20 protein-coding genes and 2 tRNA genes are annotated in these 20,084 nt (G+C 50.4%); 19 read left to right on the forward strand and 3 right to left on the reverse strand.

From position 1 onward, the window contains the following. Positions 1–50: 50 nt before the first annotated feature. The 5 genes from BMX82_RS04560 (at position 51) to BMX82_RS04580 (ending at position 3,062) form a co-directional block, all read left to right on the forward strand. A tRNA-Asn gene (locus BMX82_RS04560) sits at positions 51–124 on the forward strand. Positions 125–252: 128 nt separating this feature from the next. Then, complete coding sequence (locus tag BMX82_RS04565) at positions 253–546, forward strand: hypothetical protein (RefSeq protein WP_091766481.1); 294 nt, start codon at positions 253–255, stop codon at positions 544–546. A gap of 378 nt (positions 547–924) precedes the next feature. Continuing rightward, complete coding sequence (locus BMX82_RS04570; protein WP_036910613.1) at positions 925–1,290, forward strand: type I restriction enzyme endonuclease domain-containing protein; 366 nt, start codon at positions 925–927, stop codon at positions 1,288–1,290. A 10-nt stretch (positions 1,291–1,300) separates the two neighbouring features. Continuing rightward, positions 1,301–2,257 (forward strand): bile acid:sodium symporter family protein, encoded by a 957-nt coding sequence (locus BMX82_RS04575; protein ID WP_036910862.1) that lies wholly within the window; start codon positions 1,301–1,303, stop codon positions 2,255–2,257. A 34-nt stretch (positions 2,258–2,291) separates the two neighbouring features. Beyond that, positions 2,292–3,062 carry a DNA alkylation repair protein gene (locus BMX82_RS04580; RefSeq protein ID WP_091766484.1) on the forward strand — a complete coding sequence of 257 codons (771 nt, stop codon included), beginning with the start codon at positions 2,292–2,294 and terminating at the stop codon, positions 3,060–3,062. Here the strand turns inward: BMX82_RS04580 and BMX82_RS04585 are convergent. Next, positions 3,057–4,355 (reverse strand): MATE family efflux transporter, encoded by a 1,299-nt coding sequence (locus BMX82_RS04585; protein WP_091766487.1) that lies wholly within the window; start codon positions 4,353–4,355, stop codon positions 3,057–3,059. The two genes, BMX82_RS04580 and BMX82_RS04585, sit on opposite strands and share 6 nt — an antisense overlap. 88 nt (positions 4,356–4,443) lie before the next feature. Here BMX82_RS04585 and argS point away from each other — a divergent pair, with 88 nt between their 5' ends. From argS to BMX82_RS04600, 3 genes are all read left to right on the forward strand, one after another. Continuing rightward, positions 4,444–6,225: an arginine--tRNA ligase gene (gene argS, locus BMX82_RS04590; RefSeq protein ID WP_036910619.1), complete on the forward strand. Its 1,782-nt coding sequence runs from the start codon at positions 4,444–4,446 to the stop codon at positions 6,223–6,225. Further along, entirely contained in the window at positions 6,225–6,683 is a 459-nt protein-coding gene (locus BMX82_RS04595) for an RNase H family protein (RefSeq protein WP_091766490.1), read from the forward strand. Before argS ends, BMX82_RS04595 begins: the two co-directional genes overlap by 1 nt. Positions 6,684–6,811: 128 nt before the next feature. After that, on the forward strand, positions 6,812–7,456 hold the full coding sequence (locus BMX82_RS04600; RefSeq protein ID WP_091766493.1) for a porin family protein: 645 nt from the start codon (positions 6,812–6,814) through the stop codon (positions 7,454–7,456). A gap of 345 nt (positions 7,457–7,801) precedes the next feature. Here BMX82_RS04600 and BMX82_RS04605 read toward each other — a convergent pair whose 3' ends face one another. Further along, entirely contained in the window at positions 7,802–9,049 is a 1,248-nt protein-coding gene (locus BMX82_RS04605) for a VapE domain-containing protein (protein WP_091766496.1), read from the reverse strand. A gap of 430 nt (positions 9,050–9,479) precedes the next feature. After that, positions 9,480–10,400 (reverse strand): bifunctional diaminohydroxyphosphoribosylaminopyrimidine deaminase/5-amino-6-(5-phosphoribosylamino)uracil reductase RibD, encoded by a 921-nt coding sequence (gene ribD, locus BMX82_RS04610; protein ID WP_036910631.1) that lies wholly within the window; start codon positions 10,398–10,400, stop codon positions 9,480–9,482. A 37-nt stretch (positions 10,401–10,437) separates the two neighbouring features. On the opposite strand from ribD, the gene prmC reads away from it, so the two are divergent. The 11 genes from prmC to BMX82_RS04665 all read left to right on the forward strand — a co-directional run bounded on the left by prmC (position 10,438) and on the right by BMX82_RS04665 (position 20,083). Continuing rightward, on the forward strand, positions 10,438–11,268 hold the full coding sequence (gene prmC, locus BMX82_RS04615) for a peptide chain release factor N(5)-glutamine methyltransferase (protein WP_091766499.1): 831 nt from the start codon (positions 10,438–10,440) through the stop codon (positions 11,266–11,268). Then, positions 11,265–11,765 carry a regulatory protein RecX gene (locus BMX82_RS04620; RefSeq protein ID WP_091766501.1) on the forward strand — a complete coding sequence of 167 codons (501 nt, stop codon included), beginning with the start codon at positions 11,265–11,267 and terminating at the stop codon, positions 11,763–11,765. Before prmC ends, BMX82_RS04620 begins: the two co-directional genes overlap by 4 nt. Further along, positions 11,752–12,453 carry a ComF family protein gene (locus BMX82_RS04625; protein ID WP_091766504.1) on the forward strand — a complete coding sequence of 234 codons (702 nt, stop codon included), beginning with the start codon at positions 11,752–11,754 and terminating at the stop codon, positions 12,451–12,453. The genes BMX82_RS04620 and BMX82_RS04625 overlap by 14 nt, the downstream gene beginning before the upstream one ends. A gap of 79 nt (positions 12,454–12,532) precedes the next feature. Continuing rightward, positions 12,533–13,162 carry an orotate phosphoribosyltransferase gene (gene pyrE / locus BMX82_RS04630; protein ID WP_036910640.1) on the forward strand — a complete coding sequence of 210 codons (630 nt, stop codon included), beginning with the start codon at positions 12,533–12,535 and terminating at the stop codon, positions 13,160–13,162. A 22-nt stretch (positions 13,163–13,184) separates the two neighbouring features. Continuing rightward, complete coding sequence (locus tag BMX82_RS04635) at positions 13,185–13,616, forward strand: SRPBCC family protein (RefSeq protein ID WP_036910641.1); 432 nt, start codon at positions 13,185–13,187, stop codon at positions 13,614–13,616. Positions 13,617–13,656: 40 nt separating this feature from the next. After that, positions 13,657–14,988 carry an argininosuccinate lyase gene (gene argH, locus BMX82_RS04640; RefSeq protein ID WP_036910642.1) on the forward strand — a complete coding sequence of 444 codons (1,332 nt, stop codon included), beginning with the start codon at positions 13,657–13,659 and terminating at the stop codon, positions 14,986–14,988. Between the two features lie 6 nt (positions 14,989–14,994). After that, a complete protein-coding gene (locus tag BMX82_RS04645) occupies positions 14,995–15,543 on the forward strand; it encodes a hypothetical protein (protein ID WP_091766507.1) in 549 nt (182 codons plus the stop codon). A gap of 82 nt (positions 15,544–15,625) precedes the next feature. After that, a tRNA-Leu gene (locus tag BMX82_RS04650) sits at positions 15,626–15,711 on the forward strand. Between the two features lie 72 nt (positions 15,712–15,783). After that, positions 15,784–17,445: a tetratricopeptide repeat protein gene (locus tag BMX82_RS04655; RefSeq protein ID WP_036910643.1), complete on the forward strand. Its 1,662-nt coding sequence runs from the start codon at positions 15,784–15,786 to the stop codon at positions 17,443–17,445. 16 nt (positions 17,446–17,461) lie between these two features. Continuing rightward, a complete protein-coding gene (locus BMX82_RS04660; protein WP_091766510.1) occupies positions 17,462–18,496 on the forward strand; it encodes a DUF4369 domain-containing protein in 1,035 nt (344 codons plus the stop codon). A 39-nt stretch (positions 18,497–18,535) separates the two neighbouring features. After that, positions 18,536–20,083 carry a YifB family Mg chelatase-like AAA ATPase gene (locus BMX82_RS04665; protein WP_036910644.1) on the forward strand — a complete coding sequence of 516 codons (1,548 nt, stop codon included), beginning with the start codon at positions 18,536–18,538 and terminating at the stop codon, positions 20,081–20,083. The last annotated feature ends 1 nt before the right edge of the window (position 20,084 follow it).

A 20,084-nucleotide genomic window follows, 5' to 3' on the forward strand; every position in this document is an offset into this window, starting at 1 on the left:
GTAGTTTCAAAAAATCGCCGTACTTTTGCACCCGCTTAACAGCAAGACCTGCTTCAGTAGCTCAGTTGGTTAGAGCACCTGACTGTTAATCAGGGGGTCGTTGGTTCAAGCCCATCCTGAAGCGCAAAAGTCCCAATCGAAAGGTTGGGACTTTTTTTGTATTTAACAAAAAAATAACATAGGTTTAATCCTTTTTGTTAATGAAAACATCTATCTTTGCACCGTCAATTAACAAATTAATAAAGATAGATAATGATGAAAGCAATAAATAAAACATCGATTGGTATTGTATGCGTACTCCTTTGTGTTCCATTCCTGCACATGATTAATAATCTCCATTTCATGGATTGGGCATATATGGCAGGCAGCGCATTTTATGTTGCCATATTGTTCTCTATGGCGATTATCTTACTTAAATATGCCACATCCAAAGAGCAGATGCAATTATCGGGCACATTGTTAAAGAGTGCATGTAAATATTGGGCCATCGCCTTTGCCGTCATGATGCTGATTCTGGTGTTTGCCAAATATTTTATTATGAATTAGTCTTCATCGGGAGTAAATTATATCAAGAGAAATCTAACACCTTTTTTCTTTTTTGCCATAGGAAACACCATTGAGAGCACGTAATTTTTATTTTTTGATTAATTATTCTTTATTTCTTTTCTCATTTTTGAATAACTCTATTTTTTTTGTACCTTTGGGGCAAAATATTTCTAAAAATATGGCAAAGAAAAAGGAACAGATAGAATCGGTTAACAGATAGTTATATGGATTGCATATTTGATATAAATGATACTAATGACATGTATACAAAAACGGCTTTTCCTATATATGAAGATGGTAATATGTATACAAAAACGCCAAATCATATACATGTTAATCATCATATAGATAAGTTAAAGAAAAGATATATTATTGACAATGACGTTCAAAAAGACAGAAAAGGAAATCATTAAAGCCATTGTGAAGTACGACGAGGATGCCCAGAAGATGGGGCTGAGTACTTATGAGTATGCTTTCTATACCGCAGTGGCCAATAATGAGAGTGCCAAGGAACTGATGGGTAAGGACAAACTGCGTGAACTGGCTGTTGTGCTCACAGAAACCATCCGTAAGAATGCTTCCATCGACTGGACTATCAAAGAAAACGTAAGAGCCAAAATGAAAGTTGCCGTCAAACGACTACTACGTAAGTATGGCTATCCGCCTGATATGCAATTGTTAGCAACGGAAACCGTATTGAAGCAGGCTGAAAAGATTGCAGAAGAAATAGTCAATAATGATTAAGTATCTCTTTATGAAAACTTTGATACTACTTAGCCGAGGACTGGCGGGCAACGCCTCTCTGTTCGTCATCGCCGTTGCAGTGATAACGTTCTTCATACCAGAATTGTTTGTATGGGTGCGCGGCACCACTCAGACGGTCATCCTGGGCATCATCATGCTCACGATGGGACTGACCCTTACCACCGATGATTTCCGCATATTGGCCCGTCGACCGTTTGATATCCTTATCGGCGCATGTGCACAGTTCTTCATCATGCCCTGCGTGGCATACCTGCTGGTAAACGTTTTCCGGTTGGAGCCCGCATTGGCATTGGGCATCCTGCTGGTTGGCTGCTGTCCTGGCGGCGTGTCGAGTAACATCATGTCATATCTCTGTCATGGCGACGTGGCCTTCAGTGTTGGCATGACCTGTGCCTCAACCCTTCTGGCTCCAGTCATGACACCACTGCTGATGGAGCTTACGGCAGGTCAGATTATCGAGATCGACGCTATCGGCATGTTCATTAACATCCTGATAGTCACCATCATCCCCGTTGGCTTGGGCTGTTTTCTCAACTATATCTATTCTAAGAGCAAACACTTCCCCACCATCCAGAGCCTGATGCCTGGTCTCAGCGTAATATGTCTGGCATGCATTGTTGGCGGTGTCATCTCAACGGTTCACGACGACCTGATAGCTCGCGGACTATGGCTATTCCTTTGGACGTTTGCCGTTGTGTTCTGCCACAACACCCTAGGTTATATCCTGGGCTACACGTCAGGTCGGTTAGCAGGATTCAACCAGGCCAAGAAGCGCACCATCTCTATAGAGGTAGGCATGCAGAACGCCGGTCTCGCCACAGTCCTTGCAGGAAATTTCTTTGCCGCCCAGCCACTGGCAGTACTTCCCTGCGCCATCAGCTGTGCCTGGCACAGCATCAGCGGAACCATTCTGGCAGGACTGTTCCTTCGCCGCGACAAGCACTAAGCCCTAACATCAAACCAATAAAACCGATATACAAATGACTGCCAAGGAAGTGATAACCTACATGGAGTCGATGCGAGACGAGGCGCAACGACAGATATTAATGCGATTCTTCAAGACCGCAGAAGGAGAATATGGCTACGGCGATGAGTTCTTAGGACTGAAAGTGCCTCAGACAAGAGAGGTCGTCAAGGCCGCATGGAAAGACTTCCCATTAGACGAGGTTCCCGAACTGCTAATGAACCGCTGGCACGAAGTGCGCCTCTGTGGTTTCCTGATTCTTGTGGAAAAGTTCGAACGGCTCGCCACCAAACGGCTGGAAAACGACGCATCCGCCATACAGGGCCGCGATGAAATCCTGCTGATGTATCTCAAATATGCCGACCAAGCCAACAACTGGGACCTGGTAGACCTCTCGGTTCATAAGATTCTTGGCCACTGGCTGCTTCTGCCCTCAAATCTTGGCAATCGTGATTACAAGCAAACGATTCTCGACGAGCTGGCTCAGAGCAAGAGTCTCTGGCGACAGCGCATGAGCATGGTCTGCTCCTGGAAGACCTCCCAGATGGGCGACCCCTCATGGTGCCTGCGCTATGCAGAGATCCATCTGCACCACCCACACGACCTGATGCATAAGGCTGTTGGCTGGATGCTCCGCGAGATGGGCAAACGGGTCTCGATGGATATGCTGAGAGACTTCCTTAGCAAGCACGCCCATGAGATGCCTCGTACCGCCCTCCGCTATGCCATCGAAAAGATGTCAGACGATGAGCGCCAGTATTGGATGACGTACAAAGCAGAGTTATAAGGAAAGAATGCCCAGTCGGCGGAACCAGACGGTTTGCACGACACCTCGTGTGACCAGATAGACGACCTGGGCAAGCCACAACGCATGATTGCCGATGAAACCGCACAAAACATAATATGTCGAAAAGAACAGCAAGGCCGCTACGAACGAGGAGACCAGCATGCCACGGGTAGCAGTGATGCCCACGAAAACGCCATCCCAGATAAACGCCATCACCCCAGCAGCAGGAATCAGCCATGCCCACCAGATAAACGCATGAGCCGCCTCCCTCACCTGAGGCTCGTCAGTCAGCAGACGCACCAACCACTCACCACCAAAAATATATACTAAAGTATAGACACCCGTCACTATCAACGCCAACATCCAAAGCCGTTGCAAGGTCTCACGGAGGGCAATAGTGTTACGAGCGCCAAAGGTCTTCCCGCCCAATGCCTCGCCCGCATAAGCAAAGCCATCCATGAAGTACGAGAAAAACAGGTAGAGCTGCATCAGCACGGTATTCACTGAGAGGATGACCGCTCCGCTACGAGCACCCGCAGAGGTGAAAAACAAATTGACAGCCACCAGACAGAGCGTGCGCAGAAAGATGTCGCGGTTCACCTTGAAGAATACGCCGATATGACGGAACAGCCGTTTACGCTGGAAGTAGCGCGACAACCGCCCATAATACCTCATCAGCAACACAACGGCCACGATGAAACCGGCATATTGCGCAATGACCGTACCCATAGCCACACCCTCTATCTTCAGTCCGAAGCCATAGACCAGCGTGAGTGAAGCCAGAATGTTGACGATGTTCTGCATGATACTGATAAACATCGGGATACGGGTGTTCTGCATACCGATAAACCACCCCGAGAGACTATAGAGCCCCAACATGGCAGGCGCTCCCCAAATCACGATATCAAAGTAAGTCGAGGCAAACGGCGCCACATCAGCCGTAGGGCCGATAAACCAGAACATGAGCCATTTCATCGGTGTCTGTAGCACGATAAACAGCAACGCTATCCCCAGAGCAATCGCCACCGAACTCACCAGCAGCCTCATCACCTCTACCATATCCCTGCGCCCCAAAGCCTGCGAGGTGAGACCACTCGAGCCCATACGCAGGAATCCGAAGAGCCAGTAAACGAGGTTGAAGATCATCGAGCCCACCGCCACAGCGCCGATATACACAGCGCTGCCCATGTGCCCCACGATGGCCACATCAATCATTCCCAACAGCGGCACCGTAATGTTCGATACGATGCTGGGAATGGCAATTTGAAGTATTTGATGGTCTCTTTTGTTCATTTTCGTTGCAAAGTTACGCTTTTTATTTCTATATGTTTGGCTTTTATCTTGTTTTTTCGTAATTTTGCACCCAAAATTCCGAAGAAGTATGAATATAGAAGCATTGATCAGCAAAGCTGCAGGCGAGGCCGTGAAGGCGCTCTATGGCATGGATGCCACAGAAAAGATGCTGCAGCTGCAGAAGACGAGAAGTGAGTTTGAGGGTAACCTGACACTGGTAGTATTCCCATTTGTAAAGGCCGCTCGAAAGAGCCCTGAGCAGACCGCTCAGGAGATTGGCGAGTATCTGAGTGCCCACTGTTCGGCCGTAGAGAAGTTCAACGTTGTAAAGGGCTTCCTCAACCTGAGCATTGGCGACGGCGCATGGGTAGAGCTGCTTGGCGCCATCGATAAGGACGAGCACTTCGGCATGAAGCAGGCCACCGACGATTCACCCCTCGTGATGATCGAGTATTCTTCACCCAATACCAACAAGCCCCTCCACCTCGGCCATGTGCGCAACAACCTGTTGGGCTGGTCGCTGGCCCAGATTATGGAGGCCAACGGCAACAAGGTGGTAAAGACCAACATCGTGAACGATCGCGGCATCCACATCTGTAAGTCGATGCTTGCCTGGCTGAAGTACGGCAACGGCGAGACACCAGAGAGCTCTGGCAAGAAGGGCGACCATCTGATTGGCGACTACTACGTAGCCTTCGACAAGCACTACCGCGAGGAAGTGAAGGAGCTCGTAGCTCAGGGCATGGACGAAGAGAAGGCCAAGCAGGAAGCCCCCCTCATCAAGGAGGCTCATGAGATGCTGGTTAAGTGGGAGCAGAACGACCCAGAGGTGCGCGCCTTGTGGGAGAAGATGAACAACTGGGTATATGCCGGCTTCGACGAGACCTACAAGAAGATGGGCGTAGGCTTCGATAAGATCTATTACGAGAGCCAGACCTACCTCAAGGGTAAGGCAAAGGTAGAAGAAGGCCTTGCCAAGGGCCTCTTCGAGCGCCACGACGACAACTCCGTATGGGCCGACCTCACCAACGAGGGCCTCGACCAGAAGCTGCTGCTCCGTAGCGATGGCACCAGCGTTTATATGACTCAGGACATCGGTACGGCTGAGATGCGCTTCCAGGACTACCCCATCGACAAGATGATCTACGTGGTGGGCAACGAGCAGAACTACCATTTCCAGGTGCTCTCTATCCTCCTCGACCGTCTCGGCTTCAAGTGGGGCAAAGAGCTCGTCCACTTCTCTTACGGCATGGTAGAGCTGCCCAACGGTAAGATGAAGAGCCGCGAGGGAACCGTAGTCGACGCCGACGACCTGATGCAGCTCATGGTAGAAGATGCCTACAAGACCTCGATGGAACTGGGCAAATTCGACGATATGACCGAGGAAGAGCGCCGCGAGATAGCCCGCATCGTAGGTATGGGCGCCCTGAAGTACTTCATCCTGAAGGTCGATGCCCGTAAGAACATGCTCTTCAATCCAGAAGAAAGTATCGATTTCAACGGCAATACAGGCCCCTTCATCCAGTACACCTATGCCCGTATCCGCTCCATCCTCCGCAAGGCAGGCGACCAGGCCAACATGGGCACAGCCGCCATCAGCCTCAACGAGAAGGAGGTAGAACTCATCCAGAAGATGAACGAGTTCGGCGCCGCCGTCGAGCAGGCCGGCAAGGACTACTCGCCCTCAGGCATTGCCAACTACTGCTACGAGCTCACCAAGGTGTTCAACCAGTTCTACCACGACTACTCCATCCTCAACGAGGCCGACGAGCAGAAGAAGCTCTTCCGTCTGGTTCTGGCCAAGAACGTAGCCAAGATCATCAAGAACGCCATGAGTCTGCTTGGCATCGAAGTTCCTGAGCGAATGTAATGCAGAACCCTCCAGACTATAGACACGACACCGTACTGCCCTTACCTCCCGAGGTAAAGGCAGACGCGTGGGCTGTCGACGCCGCCTGTTCAGGCAACCCCGGCCCCATGGAGTATCAGGCCATCGACCTCCAGACGGGCTATCAGGTGTTCCACTACGGCCCCGTCCACGGCACCAACAACATCGGCGAGTTTCTCGCCATTGTCCATGCTTTGGCATTAGCATGGCAGCAAGGTCTTCACGACAAGGCCATCTATTCCGACTCCTACAATGCCATCCTCTGGGTTCAGAAGCGTAAGTGTAAGACCAAGCTGGAGCGTACGCCCCAGACAGAGCCCCTGTTCCAGATCATCGCCCGCGCCGAGCGATGGCTTCAGACCCACAACTACCGCAACCCCATCATCAAGTGGGAAACCCAGAAATGGGGCGAAGTCCCCGCCGACTTCGGCAGAAAGTAGCATCGCTTTTTCATTCTTTCATACGTTTTCTTTTGTCAAACTGCAAAAAAACATTAACTTTGCACAGAATCATGCAAGATTTTGGCATTCACGCAGTTCTATATAAAAACCATTAAAATTATAAACTAATGAAAAGAGTATTTATTACATTATTGCTTTTGTCTGCGACTATTGGTATAGAAGCACAGCACAATCACAATAGGTGGTCCTTGATTCCTCGAATAGGTATAAACTCGTCAAAGACAACAGACAATCAGTATTGGGTCCTTCCCGAGACAACAGAAAAAGAAATGGCTAAAGTACGTGATACGAATAGAAAAGTAGGAATTGTTGCTGGGCTTGATGCCGATTATATGTTCACTAAATGGTTAGGAGGCACTCTTGGAGTGACTTATTCAAACGAAGGTTTTAAGAAGTACGAAATAACCCAGGACCTGAATTACCTAAATATATCCGTATTGGCAAATATCTACACCTTCAAGGGATTAGCCCTGAAGAGTGGTATACAATATGGCATTTTGCTTGGGGCCCATAACGATGAAAAATATGGAGAAGCAACTAAAGAGGCCCTTGGTTATGACCTAAATGACAACAAAAGGGACTATCGCAAAGAGAACTGGTCTATTCCTATTGCAGTCAGCTATGAGTATAAAAACATTGTTCTTGACTTGCGTTATAACATCGGCATAAAGAATATATACAGTCATAAAGATGACGATGACTATAAAACCAAGTCGCTATGGCTGACGTTAGGATATAGATTAAAGATGTAATATGATATTTTGCTAAAGAATCTTAATCTTTTATGCTGATAGTGCAGTATTTTGCACTTTCTGCAGTATATATAACAGAGCAGTACATATATAATAGAATTGAGTCTTTAGTTAATTAGTAGTAACATAAGTAGAATAATTTTCCCCATGACAGAACACGTTGATTATTAATTTTAGGGCTTGTGCCATCCTAAATAAAATAGGATGGCACTTTTTTGCTGTCCATAGAGCCAAGACCTAACCCATTCGCCGGGAATGCCTTTGCAGAAAGGACATTGGGCGGGTTAGGTGTGTGGAAAAGAGGTAACCCAGACCTAACCTACACCTAACCCAACACCTAACCCTTTAGGCCGACTTCAGCGGAACGGCCTTATAGCTGACAACGTTCTTTGGAGCCGTGTGTTCATAACCCAGCTCTTTCATCGCCATACCGATATGTACTTTCGTGCTGTGATCGCTCTTTACTGAGGGATATTCACGCTGAATGAGTTTCAACATCTGACCGCTGCTCAGACCCTTTACCACCTCTCCCTCCTCGGGCTTGCGAAAACATGCCTGGATAATCTCTGCTATATCCTTCTGTTCTACATAGTTCTCATTCAGCTGCTGAATGCGGGCCACCTCGTCGTTGTTGAACCAGTAGGGAGCTCTCATCTCACGCAGTTCGTAGAGCACCTGAGCATAGAGCTGCTCATAGTCTATCTCGCCCGTGTTGTCGATATACTGTCCCTTGGGAATGGTAAGACAGATATAACGGCGACTGCCTGTGGCGTCTGACAGCGGATGGGGATTGTTGGTCGTTGCCACAAACGAGGCAAAACGGGGGCGGTCGTCCTGCGAGCAGCCATAGATGGGGCGCCCGTTCACCTTACTCTTTGAAAGTGTCTGCTTCAAGGCGGCATGCTGACTGGGGCGGATGGCTTCGAGCTCATCGAGGTTCACCAGCAAATTGTTTGTCAGCGCCATCTCCTTGTCGAACTTATTCGAGAGGTTCAGATGGTCCAGAAAATACTGACGAAGCTCAGGAGGCAGCATACGCACCACAAAAGTGGTCTTTCCGCATCCCTGGGCGCCAATCAGCGTAGGCACGCACTCATTGCCGTGAAGCGTATCCATCTGCAGCCAATGGGCTACAGCAGCACGCAACCAGATGGACAGGTAGTTAAGATGCTCTGTGCTGATACCAGGAAGGCGACTGAAGAGCTTTGCCACATGGTTCTGTCCATCCCATGCGGGCAGACGATCGAAGAAGTCCTGAATAGGATTGAACTCAGCCACCTCCTCAGAGTGCACAAACTCCATGATTTCCGTTTTGGGAGAGCCCTTCTCTATCACATGTTCGCGCTTGGCACGGATGATGATGCTGTTAAGGGCCTCTTGCGACAGAGGACGGTAGTTGAAATTTTTAAGGTCAACAGAGGATACTGCCGAGTCAGCATCAGTAGCCTCAGCAGGTAGTTTTGTAAACTCTATCTTTCCGTTCAACACGTTGCGGCGGAAGAGATAGTTGTCATGAAGAAACTGCTCAATCATGAGCGTAGCTTCGCTTGAGGCATGGAGTGCCTCGCCATTAATAGACAGACTTTTTGACATCTAAAAGATTTAAATCGTTAATACTAAAGTTTAAGTTTTTGCCGCGCTTCTCATAGCGTGCTTTCAATGTGCAAAGATACAAAATTTTTTTGTGTTTTGCAAGTTTTTCCCCCAATTATTCTATACTTTTTGCGACTTTTTTTCAAAGTGATTAGGTGTCGGGTTAGGTGTAGGTTAGGTCTGGGTTACCTCTTTTCCACACACCTAACCCGCCCAACGTCCTTTCTGCAAAGGCATTCCCGGCGAATGGGTTAGGTCTGGGCCTCAAAACAGAAAATTTATGCATTTTTGTTAGGATACTGATAACGGGTAGTTTGGACGTACCTAACGAGGAGGTTGTTACGTCCAAACTACCCGTTAGGTACGTCCAAACTCCATGACCTATAGGATGAAGTCAGACAATGCATGATTATACAAATCGTGCATAAACTTACGCTTTGCGGAAAGTGACGATGGTGTTACCGTTGAACTGCTGAGAGCTGGCGACGATGGCGTTGGCGGGGATGTGGGGAGCACGGGTGCCATCGGTGACAGTCATCTGCGTGTTGGTCTCCACACGAATCTCGTCCCAAAGGCCCTGAACCAGGAAGTTGCGGAGCGTCTGAGCACCACCCTCGACAATGAGCGACTGGATGTTGTGGGCATGCAGGCTCTCAAGATTCAGCGGATGGGCATGATCGACCACAAGCCGCTTTGGATTGGGACCACACCACTCACGCACCGTCAGTTGAGGGTGGTCGCGCTCTTCAGTGACACGCCCCACGAGGATGGCATCCTCCTCAGCACGCAGCTTATGAGAGAGCATCTTCGTAAAAGCGTTGGATATCTGAACGGGCTGGCAGTGATCGTCGATGAAGCCATTGGCCGTCTGCGCCCATTTCAGAATGATATAGGGGCGGTTTTCCCGATGGAATGTGAAGAAACGACGATTCAGCGCCTTACATGCCTCTTCGAGCACACCCACCTCGACCTCGATACCTGCCTCGCGGAGCTTACGGATGCCTCGACCCTGAACCTCAGCGAATTCATCGATGCATCCCACCACCACACGGCGCACACCTTTTCTGATAATCAGGTCGGCACAAGGGGGTGTCTTACCATAATGCGAACAGGGTTCGAGCGACACATAGATGGTGGCCTCGCTCAGCAATGCCTCATCCTCAGGGCGCACAGAAGCGAAAGCATTCACTTCGGCATGACCCTCGCCACAGCGGACATGGTAGCCCTCGCCGATGATACGTCCGTCGGCACTTACGATGACTGCCCCCACCATGGGGTTGGGTTTGGCGTTCTGCTGTCCGTTCTTGGCCAGCTGTATGCAGCGTTGCATGAATTTCTCGTCGTCTATCATTATATTATCGTTTTTTTTGTTTAATTTTGCAGGCGCAATGAGTTACGAAGAACTGTGGCACAGACTGACGCCCTTGTATGAGGCTGGCGAGGCAAAAGCCGTCGCCCGCTGGGTGCTCGACGTGCGCTTCGGTTTATCGATGGCCGATATTCTTTGCGGCAAAGTTACTGATTTATCCGCAAACGACCAAGCAGAACTGGAAAAAATGATGCTGCGACTGGAAAAAGGCGAGCCCGTGCAATACGTAGTGGGTACGGCCGACTTCTACGGACGACAGTTTCATGTAGAGCCAGGCGTGCTGGTGCCAAGACCTGAAACGGCAGAACTCTGCGAGTGGATACTGACGCAGAAAAGCCGTCCCTCTGCACTGCTCGACATCGGCACAGGCAGCGGATGCATCGCTATCACGCTGGCCCTGGAGATGCCTGAGACAAAGGTCTCAGCATGGGACATCTCTGACGCGGCTCTCGGCATAGCCCAGGGTAATGCCAAGACACTGGAAGCTGACGTGTGTTTTGAGAAGCAAGACGCCCTGAGCCCGCCAAGCGACAGCAGACGCTGGGACGTGATTGTGAGCAATCCCCCTTATATCAAGCCTCAGGAGCGCGATGGAATGGCGGAAAACGTACTGAACCATGAGCCCGAAGTGGCGCTCTTCGCACCAGAAGAGAACCCCATCATCTTCTACCAGCGCATTGGCGACTATGCATGGAAGAGCCTCACCTCTGGCGGACTGCTCTTCTACGAGTTGAACCCTCTGACGGCCAATGAGGTGAGCACTTACCTGAGCCGTCTGGGCTTCGAGGAGATAGAGATCCGCCAAGATCTGTTTGGCAAACAACGCATGCTTAAAGCTAAGAAGAGATGAAAAAGGAAATGACAGAACAGGAGGCCTACCTGAGGCTGGCAGCCCTCTGCGCCCAAGCAGAACACTGCGAACAGGAGATGCGCGACAAGATGAGGCGCTGGGGGCTGGACGAAGCGGCACAGGACAAGGTGGTGGAACGCCTGACGAAAGAACGCTATATTGACGAAGAACGCTACGCACGGGCCTTTGTGAAAGACAAGATACGCTACAACAAATGGGGGCGACGCAAGGTGCAGCAGGCATTATGGATGAAACACATCAGCGACGATATCCAACAACAAGTGCTCGATGAAATCGATGAAAAAGAATATCTTGACGTGCTTCGACCATTATTGAAACAGAAACGGAAAAGCATCAAGGCGGAGAGCGACTACGAACTGAACCAGAAACTGGTGCGCTTTGCCCTGAGCCGAGGCTTCGGCTTCGACATCATCCGCCAGTGTCTGGACGTAAACGAAGACGATTTCGACGAGGATTCTGACGATGAAACCGATTAGTTTCTGGCGGCGACTGCTCGACTTGATAGCACCAAGGACATGTATGGTGTGCGGTCATAGGCTGACACCTACCGAGGAGGTGATATGCGCCAGATGTAACTTCCACTTGCCACGGACAGGCTTTCATCGCGACGCCTGCGGAAACGAGATGGCACGCCTCTTCTGGGCACAGATACCCATAGAGCGGGCTGCAGCCCTCTTCTACTACGAGCCTCAGGCCGAGACTGCCCGCATCATCTATACGCTGAAATACGATCACCACCCAGAATCGGGCGTTGTCATGGGGCGCATGATGGCCCAGGAGCTGAATGCATCGGGATTCTTCGATGGAATCGACGCTATTGTGCCTATACCTCTTGCCAGGAAAAGGTTGCGCCAGCGTGGCTATAACCAGAGCATGGAGATAGCCAAAGGGGTGAGCGCCGTCACCAGACTGCCCATCATCAGCAATGCCGTGAAGCGTACCGCGTTTGAAGGCAGTCAGACAAGTAAGGGGTTCTGGGGGCGGAAGGAAAATGTAGAGAAGGCTTTCCAACTCGTTAACGGTAAAGACATTAAGAACAAACACCTGCTAATCATCGACGACGTAGTGACCACCGGAGCCACCGTCATGGCTTGCAGCAAGGAACTGACAAAGGCCGGTGGCGTGAAAGTGAGCGTCTTAGCGCTCTGTTTCGCAAAATCTTAGATTTTTTACTTTTTTACCTTTTTACCTTTCTACCTTTTTACTTTTTTTTGTATCTTTGCACCCAAATTATTTAATAGGTATGGACATTAAGAATCAATTAGCAAGAAAACTGATGGATATCAAGGCCATCAAGTTACAGCCAAACGACCCGTTCACATGGGCTTCGGGCTGGAAGTCACCCATCTACACCGACAACCGCAAGACGCTGTCGTTTACCGACTTGCGCTCTTTCGTGAAGTTGGAGTTGTGTCACGCCATTCAGGAGAATTTTCCCGAGGCCGACGCCGTTGCAGGCGTTGCGACAGGTGCCATTGCCCAAGGCGCATTGGTAGCCGACCAGCTTGGACTGCCATTCAGCTATGTCCGTCCGAAGCCGAAAGATCACGGCATGGGCAACCAGATTGAAGGCGAGATTAAGAAAGGTGCTAAGGTGGTGGTAGTAGAAGACCTCATCTCTACTGGCGGCAGTTCGCTGAAGGCCGTGGCCGCCCTGCGTGACTATGGCGTCGAGGTGGTTGGCATGGTGGCTTCGTTCACCTATGGTTTCCCCGTTGCCGAGAAGGCTTTCGAGGAGGCAGGCGTAAAACTCATCACCCTGACCGACTATGAGCACGTGGTGGAAGAGGCTGCCAAGACCGGATATATCAAGAACGAGGAGAAGGCCGTACTCGCCGAGTGGCGCAAGAGTCCTGATACCTGGAAGCAGTAATTTTCAATCTTCAATATAAGTTATGGGATTATTCGGAAGTGAGAGCAAGTTTGAGAGTAGCGTGAAGCAGATACCCTACCCTCAGCAGGCCGTATACGACAATATCAGCAATCTGAACAACCTCGAGAAGGTGCGCGACCGCATTCCCGAGGATAAGGTGAGCGACTTCAGCTTCGACCAGGACACCGTAAGTCTGCAGGTTCCGCCCGTAGGCGAGTTGAAACTCCGCATCTGTGAGCGCGAGGAGCCCAAGTGCGTGAAGTTCGAGACCGTACAGTCGCCCGTCCCCTTCAACGTATGGGTTCAGGTGCTCCCCGTCGATGAGGACAACTCGAAGATGAAGGTAACGGTGAAGGCCGAGCTGAACCCATTTATCAAGAGCATGGTAGAGAAGCCCCTTCAGGAGGGTGTCGAGAAGATTGCCGACGCCTTGGCACAGGTACACTACGTGTAAGGTAAAAAGATAAAAAACAAAAAAGGTAAAAAGGGTAAAGATGAAACTCTGGGAAAAGAATTTCGAGATTAACAAGGAGATTGAGCGTTTCACCGTTGGACGCGACCGTGAGATGGATCTCTATCTGGCTAAGTACGACGTGCTCGGTTCGATGGCACACATCACGATGCTCGAGAGTATCGGACTGCTGGAGAAAGAGGAGCTGACACAGTTGCTGGCCGAGTTGAAGAACATCTACCAACTCTGTGAACGCGGTGAGTTCGCGATTGAAGACGATGTGGAGGATGTTCACTCTCAGGTGGAGATGCTGCTCACCCGTAAACTCGGCGACATGGGCAAGAAGATTCACTCTGGCCGCAGTCGTAACGATCAGGTGCTGGTTGACTTGAAACTCTTTACCCGTCACGAGCTGAAGGATATTGCCGACGAGGTGAAGATCCTCTTCGACGAGCTCATCCAGAAGAGTAATCAGTATAAGGATGTGCTGATGCCTGGCTATACCCACCTGCAGATAGCCATGCCGTCGAGCTTCGGCCTGTGGTTTGGCGCCTACGCAGAGAGTCTGACAGACGATATGCTCTTCCTTCAGGCAGCCTACAAGATGACCAACCGCAACCCGCTGGGGTCGGCTGCCGGCTATGGCTCAAGTTTCCCCCTGAATCGTACGATGACTACGGAGCTACTAGGCTTCGACTCGATGGACTATAACGTGGTGTATGCCCAGATGGGGCGCGGAAAGATGGAGCGCAACGTGGGCTTCGCCATCGCCACCATCGCAGGAACCATCGCCAAGATGGCCTTCGACGCCTGCCTGTTCAACTCGCAGAACTTCTCGTTCGTAAAACTCCCCAAAGAGTGCACAACAGGCTCGTCGATCATGCCCCACAAGAAGAATCCCGATGTCTTCGAGCTCATTCGTGCCAAGTGCAACAAGTTGCAGAGTCTGCCTCAGCAGATCATGCTGATGATGAACAACCTGCCCGTGGGCTACTTCCGCGACCTGCAGATTATCAAAGAGGTGTTCCTGCCCGCCTTTGGCGAACTGAAGGACTGCCTGCAGATGGCCGCCTACATTATTAATAAGATAGAGGTAAACGAGCACATACTCGACAACCCCATGTACGACCCGATGTTCTCGGTAGAGGAGGTGAACCGCCTGGCTGCCAACGGCATGCCTTTCCGCGATGCCTATAAGAAGGTGGGGCTCGACATCGAAGCTGGCACCTTCAAGGCCAGCCACGATATCCACCACACACACGAAGGCTCTATCGGCAATCTCTGCAACGACCAGATTCAGGCGCTGATGCAGCAGACGCTCGACGGATTCAACTTCGAACGGATGACAGAGGCAGAACAGGCCTTGCTGAAATAAACGACCATGCAGAGGAAGCACTGGCTATTAAGCATCTTTATCATGCTACTGGCTGCCTGTAGCGGCGACAGCAGCATCTCGAAGGAATATGTGTGCTACTTCATCTTCAACACTCAATTGCATCCGTTGCCTTGTCATCTGACGGGTATTCTTGGCAACCCCGGCCATTTTGTCAAGGTACAGACCAGCGTTATTCAAGGGGTAAGACACTTGCAGACCACCCGTAATTACGATCATGCTACGGAAGACGTGATACTCAGGAATGAGATTGAGAAGAGCAAGTGTGAACTGGGAGCCAACAACTGTATCATCATCGGCACCAGCAGCTATGACAACCAGCTGGTGGCCTACGACGGGCAGTGTCCCAACTGCCTGAAAGAAAAGGGAGGGACGAACTATCCGCTTACATGGCAACAGAACGGAACCCTGCTGCATTGCGCCAAGTGCGACCGTTCGTATGATGTGAATAACGGCGTTTGCAACAGTTCTGGACGAACGCTCTTAAAATACTATGCCGTTCTGGACGCAAACGGGCTCTTGAGAGCGTGGAATTAGAGACTACCTGCTAATATTTTATTAAATAATGTAGAAAAGTTTGGCTTTTCGGCTTTTTTGAAGTATCTTTGCACTCGGTTTAGCCGTGATGGTGGAATTGGTAGACACGAGGGACTTAAAATCCCTTGACCAGAAATGGTTGTGCGGGTTCGAGTCCCGCTCGCGGCACAATTTTACAGCCGAAGGCAATGTGCCTAAGCGGCGTACCAACACCGCTAGCGGCACTAATACTATAACAATATGCAGAAAAAAAACTACCTACTTATGTCAGCCGCATCACTGATGCTTCTCTCCTCTTGTTCTAAGCTTGGAGCGCTTTCTGCTGACAACTTCACAGTGACCCCTAATCCTTTAGAGACCCAGCAGGGTACAGTACCAGCAACCATCAATGGCCACTTCCCAGAGAAGTACATGAAGAAAAAGGCCGTTGTAACCGTCGTGCCTGAGTTGCGCTACTCTAACGGAACAGTTGTACAAGGCAACACCGCCACCTTCCAAGGTGAGAGTGTGCTTGGTAACGATCAGACCATCTCATACCGCATGGGTGGCAACTACACGATGAAGACCAACTTCGCCTATGCCGACGACAACAAGGCAGAGATGTTCCTCACCTTCGACGCCCGCATCGGCTCTAAGAAGGTTCAGGTTCCAGAGGTGAAGGTGGCCAATGGCATCATCGCCACATCGGAACTGTATAAGCGTACTATCCTGACTTCGCAGGCAGCCATTGCTCCTGATGCCTATCAGCGCATCACGAAGAAGAAGCAGGAGGCTAACATCAAGTTCCTGATTCAGCAGGCTAACCTGCGCAAGAGCGAGCTGAAGAACAACTCTGTACAGGAGTTTGTGAAGATGCTGAAGCAGATTAACAGCGATCATGAGGGATTGAACCTCGACAATGTAGAGGTGTCGGCCTATGCTTCGCCCGATGGTGGTTTCAACATCAACGACAAGCTGGCTAACCAGCGACAGAAGGTTTCTGAGCAGTATGTGAATCAGGAACTGAAGAAGATCAAGATGAAGGCCCCCGTCGACGCCAAGTACACAGCACAGGACTGGGAGGGCTTCCAGGAACTGGTAAAGGCCAGCAACATCCAGGATAAGGACATTATCCTGCGTGTGCTCTCTATGTATAAGGATCCGCAGGAGCGCGAACAGCAGATCAGAAACATCTCTTCTGCCTTCCGCGAACTGGCTGACGGCATTCTGCCCGAACTGCGCCGTGCCCGTCTGACAATCAATTACGAGACCATCGGACGCAGCGACGAGCAGATCTTAGAACAGATGGCTGCCGACCCCAAGAAGCTGAGCATCGAGGAACTGCTCTATGGCGCCACCCTGAAGGAGACAAGTGCCGAAAAGGAGAAGGTATACCAGTTGGCAGCTCAGATCTATCCTAACGACAGCCGCGCCTTCAACAACCTTGCCACACTGGAATATGCCAAGGGTAACTACGATGCTGCCAAGCAGTATCTGGAGAAAGCAAAGGGACTGCCAGAGGCTAACGCAAACCTGGGACTGCTGGCTCTGAAGAACGGCGACATTGCCGCTGCCGAGCAGCTGATTGCCAGCGCTACCGGTGCCAACGGTCTGGCAGAGGTGATGGGTAACCTGAATCTGGCCAAGGGCAACTACGCCCAGGCAGAGCAGGATTTTGCCGACATCTACACCAACAGCGCGGCTCTGGCCCAGATTCTCAACAAGGACTATGTGTCGGCTGCCGTGACGCTGAAGTACGTCAAGAACCCTGACGCAACAACAGAGTATCTGAAAGCGCTGATGAATGCCCGTATGGGAAACGCGGCCGATGCGAACGAAGCACTTCAGAATGCTATCAGCAAAGACCCGACGTTTGCAAAATATGCAGCCAACGACATTGAGTTGGAAAAGATAAGAAAATAAAAAAAAGGAAGGTAAAATGGCAAAAAGCGTAATACGGACTATCTTATCATGGGGTGGAAAGGTCTTACCTTTTTGCCTTTTTACCTTTTTACTGTTAAGTTGTGGCGGCGACAAAGGAAAGTTCAAGATAGAGGGCAGCTTCCGTGGTATGAACCAGGGAGAGCTGTATATCTATGACATGAGCGGTGCACATAAGCTGGACACGATTGGTCTGGCCAGAGGAGAGTTCAACTACCAGATGGCACTCGACGAACCGGCAACCTTTGTCATCGTATTCCCCAACTTCTCCGAACTGCCTGTATTCGCGGAGCCTGGAGCTACCATCAAGATCAGTGGTGACGCCACCCATCTGAAAGAAACAGAAATCAAAGGCACAAAGACCAACAAGGAGATGACGGCCTTCCGTCTGCAAACAAGCAATATGACGCCACCTGAATACAACCAGGCGGTGGTTCAGTATATCAAGGAGCATCCCACCTCTCCTATCAGTCTCTATCTGCTTAACAGGAACTTTATCCAAACGGAGGTACCAGACTTCCGACAGGCACGAGAACTGACGGAGATAATGAGTCAGGCCATGCCCGACAACAAGCAGATTGCATCGCTCGCAGAACAGCTGTCAGGACTGCAATCGCTGAAAGACGGAGAGAAAATGCCCCATTTCAACGCAACAGACATCAATGGCAAGCACGTTTCTCTGGCAGACATGAACGCCAAGGTGAATGTCATTATGCTCTGGGCCTCATGGAACTATGAAAGTGTGAACCTGCTGAACCAGATTCACAGAATGACGACACACTATGGTGAAAACCTGAAAGTGATTACTGTCAGCATTGATGCGAATATCAAGGACTGCCGACGCATTGCAGAACGCGACTCCCTGAAATGGAGTACTGTCTGCGACGGACTTATGTGGGAGTCGCCCATGATCAGGAAAACAGGACTCTCGTATCTGCCTGACAACGTGGTCTTCGACAGTCAAGGCAAGATACTCGGGCACTCCCTGAACTACCAGGAACTGGTAAGAAAACTAGACGAGAACATCAGATAATAATTAATAACCGCTCATAAACCTGTTACCACCAATACTATGCTTGTAAAGACATTCTGTGCAGCCGTCATGGGGCTGGAAGCTACGACAATCACCATCGAAGTCAATATGACAAGGGGCGTCATGTTCCACTTGTCGGGTTTGGCAGACACAGCTGTCAAAGAAAGCTATGACCGCATTCGTGCGGCTATGACCAACATAGGCTTCAAGCCACCTACAGCCGACCTGACCGTTAACCTCAGTCCTGCGGATATCCGTAAAGAAGGCTGTGGCTACGACCTGCCTTTGGCTATCGGCATTCTGGCTGCACACGGGAAAGTGAGCGACAGTCTGTTGTCGGACTACATGATGATAGGAGAATTGGGACTGGACGGAAAGCTGAAGCCTGTGAGCGGTGCGCTCTCTGTGGCCATCCGTGCCAGGAAGGAGAAGTTCAAGGGATTGTTCGTGCCAAAAGAAAATGCCCGCGAGGCCGCCGTTGTGAACAATCTCGACGTCTATGGCGTGGATAATCTGTGCGACGTGATTAGTTTTCTGAACGGTAGCGACCAATACGAGCCTACCTTCGTTGACACCCGTAAGGAGTTCTACGAACAACAATATGCCTGCGACCTGGATTTTGCCGACGTCAAAGGACAGGAGAGTGTGAAACGAGCCCTGGAGGTTGCTGCCGCAGGCGGTCATAACCTCATCATGATAGGTGCGCCTGGCAGTGGAAAATCGATGATGGCCAAACGCCTGCCTGGCATCCTGCCCCCACTCTCGCTGGCTGAGAGTTTAGAAACAACGCAGATTCACTCTGTGGCAGGGAAACTGAGCAGCGGTACATCACTCATCTCTCAAAGACCTTTCCGCAGTCCACACCACACCGTCTCACAGGTTGCTATGACTGGAGGTGGAAACAGAGCTTTGCCTGGTGAGGTATCTATGGCCCACAATGGGGTGCTCTTCCTCGATGAGCTGCCAGAGTTCTCAAAATCGACTCTCGAAGTGCTGCGTCAGCCACTTGAAGACCGGAAAATCACCATCAGCCGCGCTAAGTATACGGTGGAATATCCGTGTTCTTTCATGTTCGTTGCATCGATGAATCCCTGTCCCTGCGGTTATTATGGCGACCCGACCCATCACTGCGTCTGTTCGCCAGGTCAGATAAGCCGTTATCTCTCCAAGATCAGCGGTCCGCTGCTCGACCGTATAGACATACACTGTGAAGTGAGTGTTGTACCATTCAAACAACTGTCGCAGATGCAGCCAGGAGAGCCAAGTGCTGTTATCAGGGAACGAGTCATCAAAGCCCGACAGATACAGGAACAGCGCTTTCGCGGTTTCAAGGGTGTCTACTGTAATGCACAGATGACGGAACGAATGATACACCAATTTGCCGAGCCTGACAATGCCAGTCTTGACATGCTTCGAATGGCCATGGAACGGCTGAGCCTCAGCGCTCGTGCATATAGTCGCATTCTCAAGGTGGCCCGCACCATTGCAGATCTTGAAGGCACAGAAAAGGTGCAGAGCCATCATATTGCCGAGGCCATCGGCTACAGGAACCTGGATCGTGGCGACTGGGCAGAAAGAGGTTTTTAAT

Source organism: Prevotella sp. khp7 (assembly GCF_900109055.1).
GTDB lineage: Bacteria > Bacteroidota > Bacteroidia > Bacteroidales > Bacteroidaceae > Prevotella.

What these genes read in the sequence shown, in the direction of transcription:
- BMX82_RS04565 (WP_091766481.1), top strand. Translation starts at nt 253, where the DNA reads ATGATGAAAGCAATAAATAAAACATCGATTGGTATTGTATGCGTACTC.
- BMX82_RS04570 (WP_036910613.1), top strand. Translation starts at nt 925, where the DNA reads ATGACGTTCAAAAAGACAGAAAAGGAAATCATTAAAGCCATTGTGAAG.
- BMX82_RS04575 (WP_036910862.1), top strand. Translation starts at nt 1,301, where the DNA reads ATGAAAACTTTGATACTACTTAGCCGAGGACTGGCGGGCAACGCCTCT.
- BMX82_RS04580 (WP_091766484.1), top strand. Translation starts at nt 2,292, where the DNA reads ATGACTGCCAAGGAAGTGATAACCTACATGGAGTCGATGCGAGACGAG.
- BMX82_RS04585 (WP_091766487.1), bottom strand. Translation starts at nt 4,355, where the DNA reads ATGAACAAAAGAGACCATCAAATACTTCAAATTGCCATTCCCAGCATC.
- argS (WP_036910619.1), top strand. Translation starts at nt 4,444, where the DNA reads ATGAATATAGAAGCATTGATCAGCAAAGCTGCAGGCGAGGCCGTGAAG.
- BMX82_RS04595 (WP_091766490.1), top strand. Translation starts at nt 6,225, where the DNA reads ATGCAGAACCCTCCAGACTATAGACACGACACCGTACTGCCCTTACCT.
- BMX82_RS04600 (WP_091766493.1), top strand. Translation starts at nt 6,812, where the DNA reads ATGAAAAGAGTATTTATTACATTATTGCTTTTGTCTGCGACTATTGGT.
- BMX82_RS04605 (WP_091766496.1), bottom strand. Translation starts at nt 9,049, where the DNA reads ATGTCAAAAAGTCTGTCTATTAATGGCGAGGCACTCCATGCCTCAAGC.
- ribD (WP_036910631.1), bottom strand. Translation starts at nt 10,400, where the DNA reads ATGATAGACGACGAGAAATTCATGCAACGCTGCATACAGCTGGCCAAG.
- prmC (WP_091766499.1), top strand. Translation starts at nt 10,438, where the DNA reads ATGAGTTACGAAGAACTGTGGCACAGACTGACGCCCTTGTATGAGGCT.
- BMX82_RS04620 (WP_091766501.1), top strand. Translation starts at nt 11,265, where the DNA reads ATGAAAAAGGAAATGACAGAACAGGAGGCCTACCTGAGGCTGGCAGCC.
- BMX82_RS04625 (WP_091766504.1), top strand. Translation starts at nt 11,752, where the DNA reads ATGAAACCGATTAGTTTCTGGCGGCGACTGCTCGACTTGATAGCACCA.
- pyrE (WP_036910640.1), top strand. Translation starts at nt 12,533, where the DNA reads ATGGACATTAAGAATCAATTAGCAAGAAAACTGATGGATATCAAGGCC.
- BMX82_RS04635 (WP_036910641.1), top strand. Translation starts at nt 13,185, where the DNA reads ATGGGATTATTCGGAAGTGAGAGCAAGTTTGAGAGTAGCGTGAAGCAG.
- argH (WP_036910642.1), top strand. Translation starts at nt 13,657, where the DNA reads ATGAAACTCTGGGAAAAGAATTTCGAGATTAACAAGGAGATTGAGCGT.
- BMX82_RS04645 (WP_091766507.1), top strand. Translation starts at nt 14,995, where the DNA reads ATGCAGAGGAAGCACTGGCTATTAAGCATCTTTATCATGCTACTGGCT.
- BMX82_RS04655 (WP_036910643.1), top strand. Translation starts at nt 15,784, where the DNA reads ATGCAGAAAAAAAACTACCTACTTATGTCAGCCGCATCACTGATGCTT.
- BMX82_RS04660 (WP_091766510.1), top strand. Translation starts at nt 17,462, where the DNA reads ATGGCAAAAAGCGTAATACGGACTATCTTATCATGGGGTGGAAAGGTC.
- BMX82_RS04665 (WP_036910644.1), top strand. Translation starts at nt 18,536, where the DNA reads ATGCTTGTAAAGACATTCTGTGCAGCCGTCATGGGGCTGGAAGCTACG.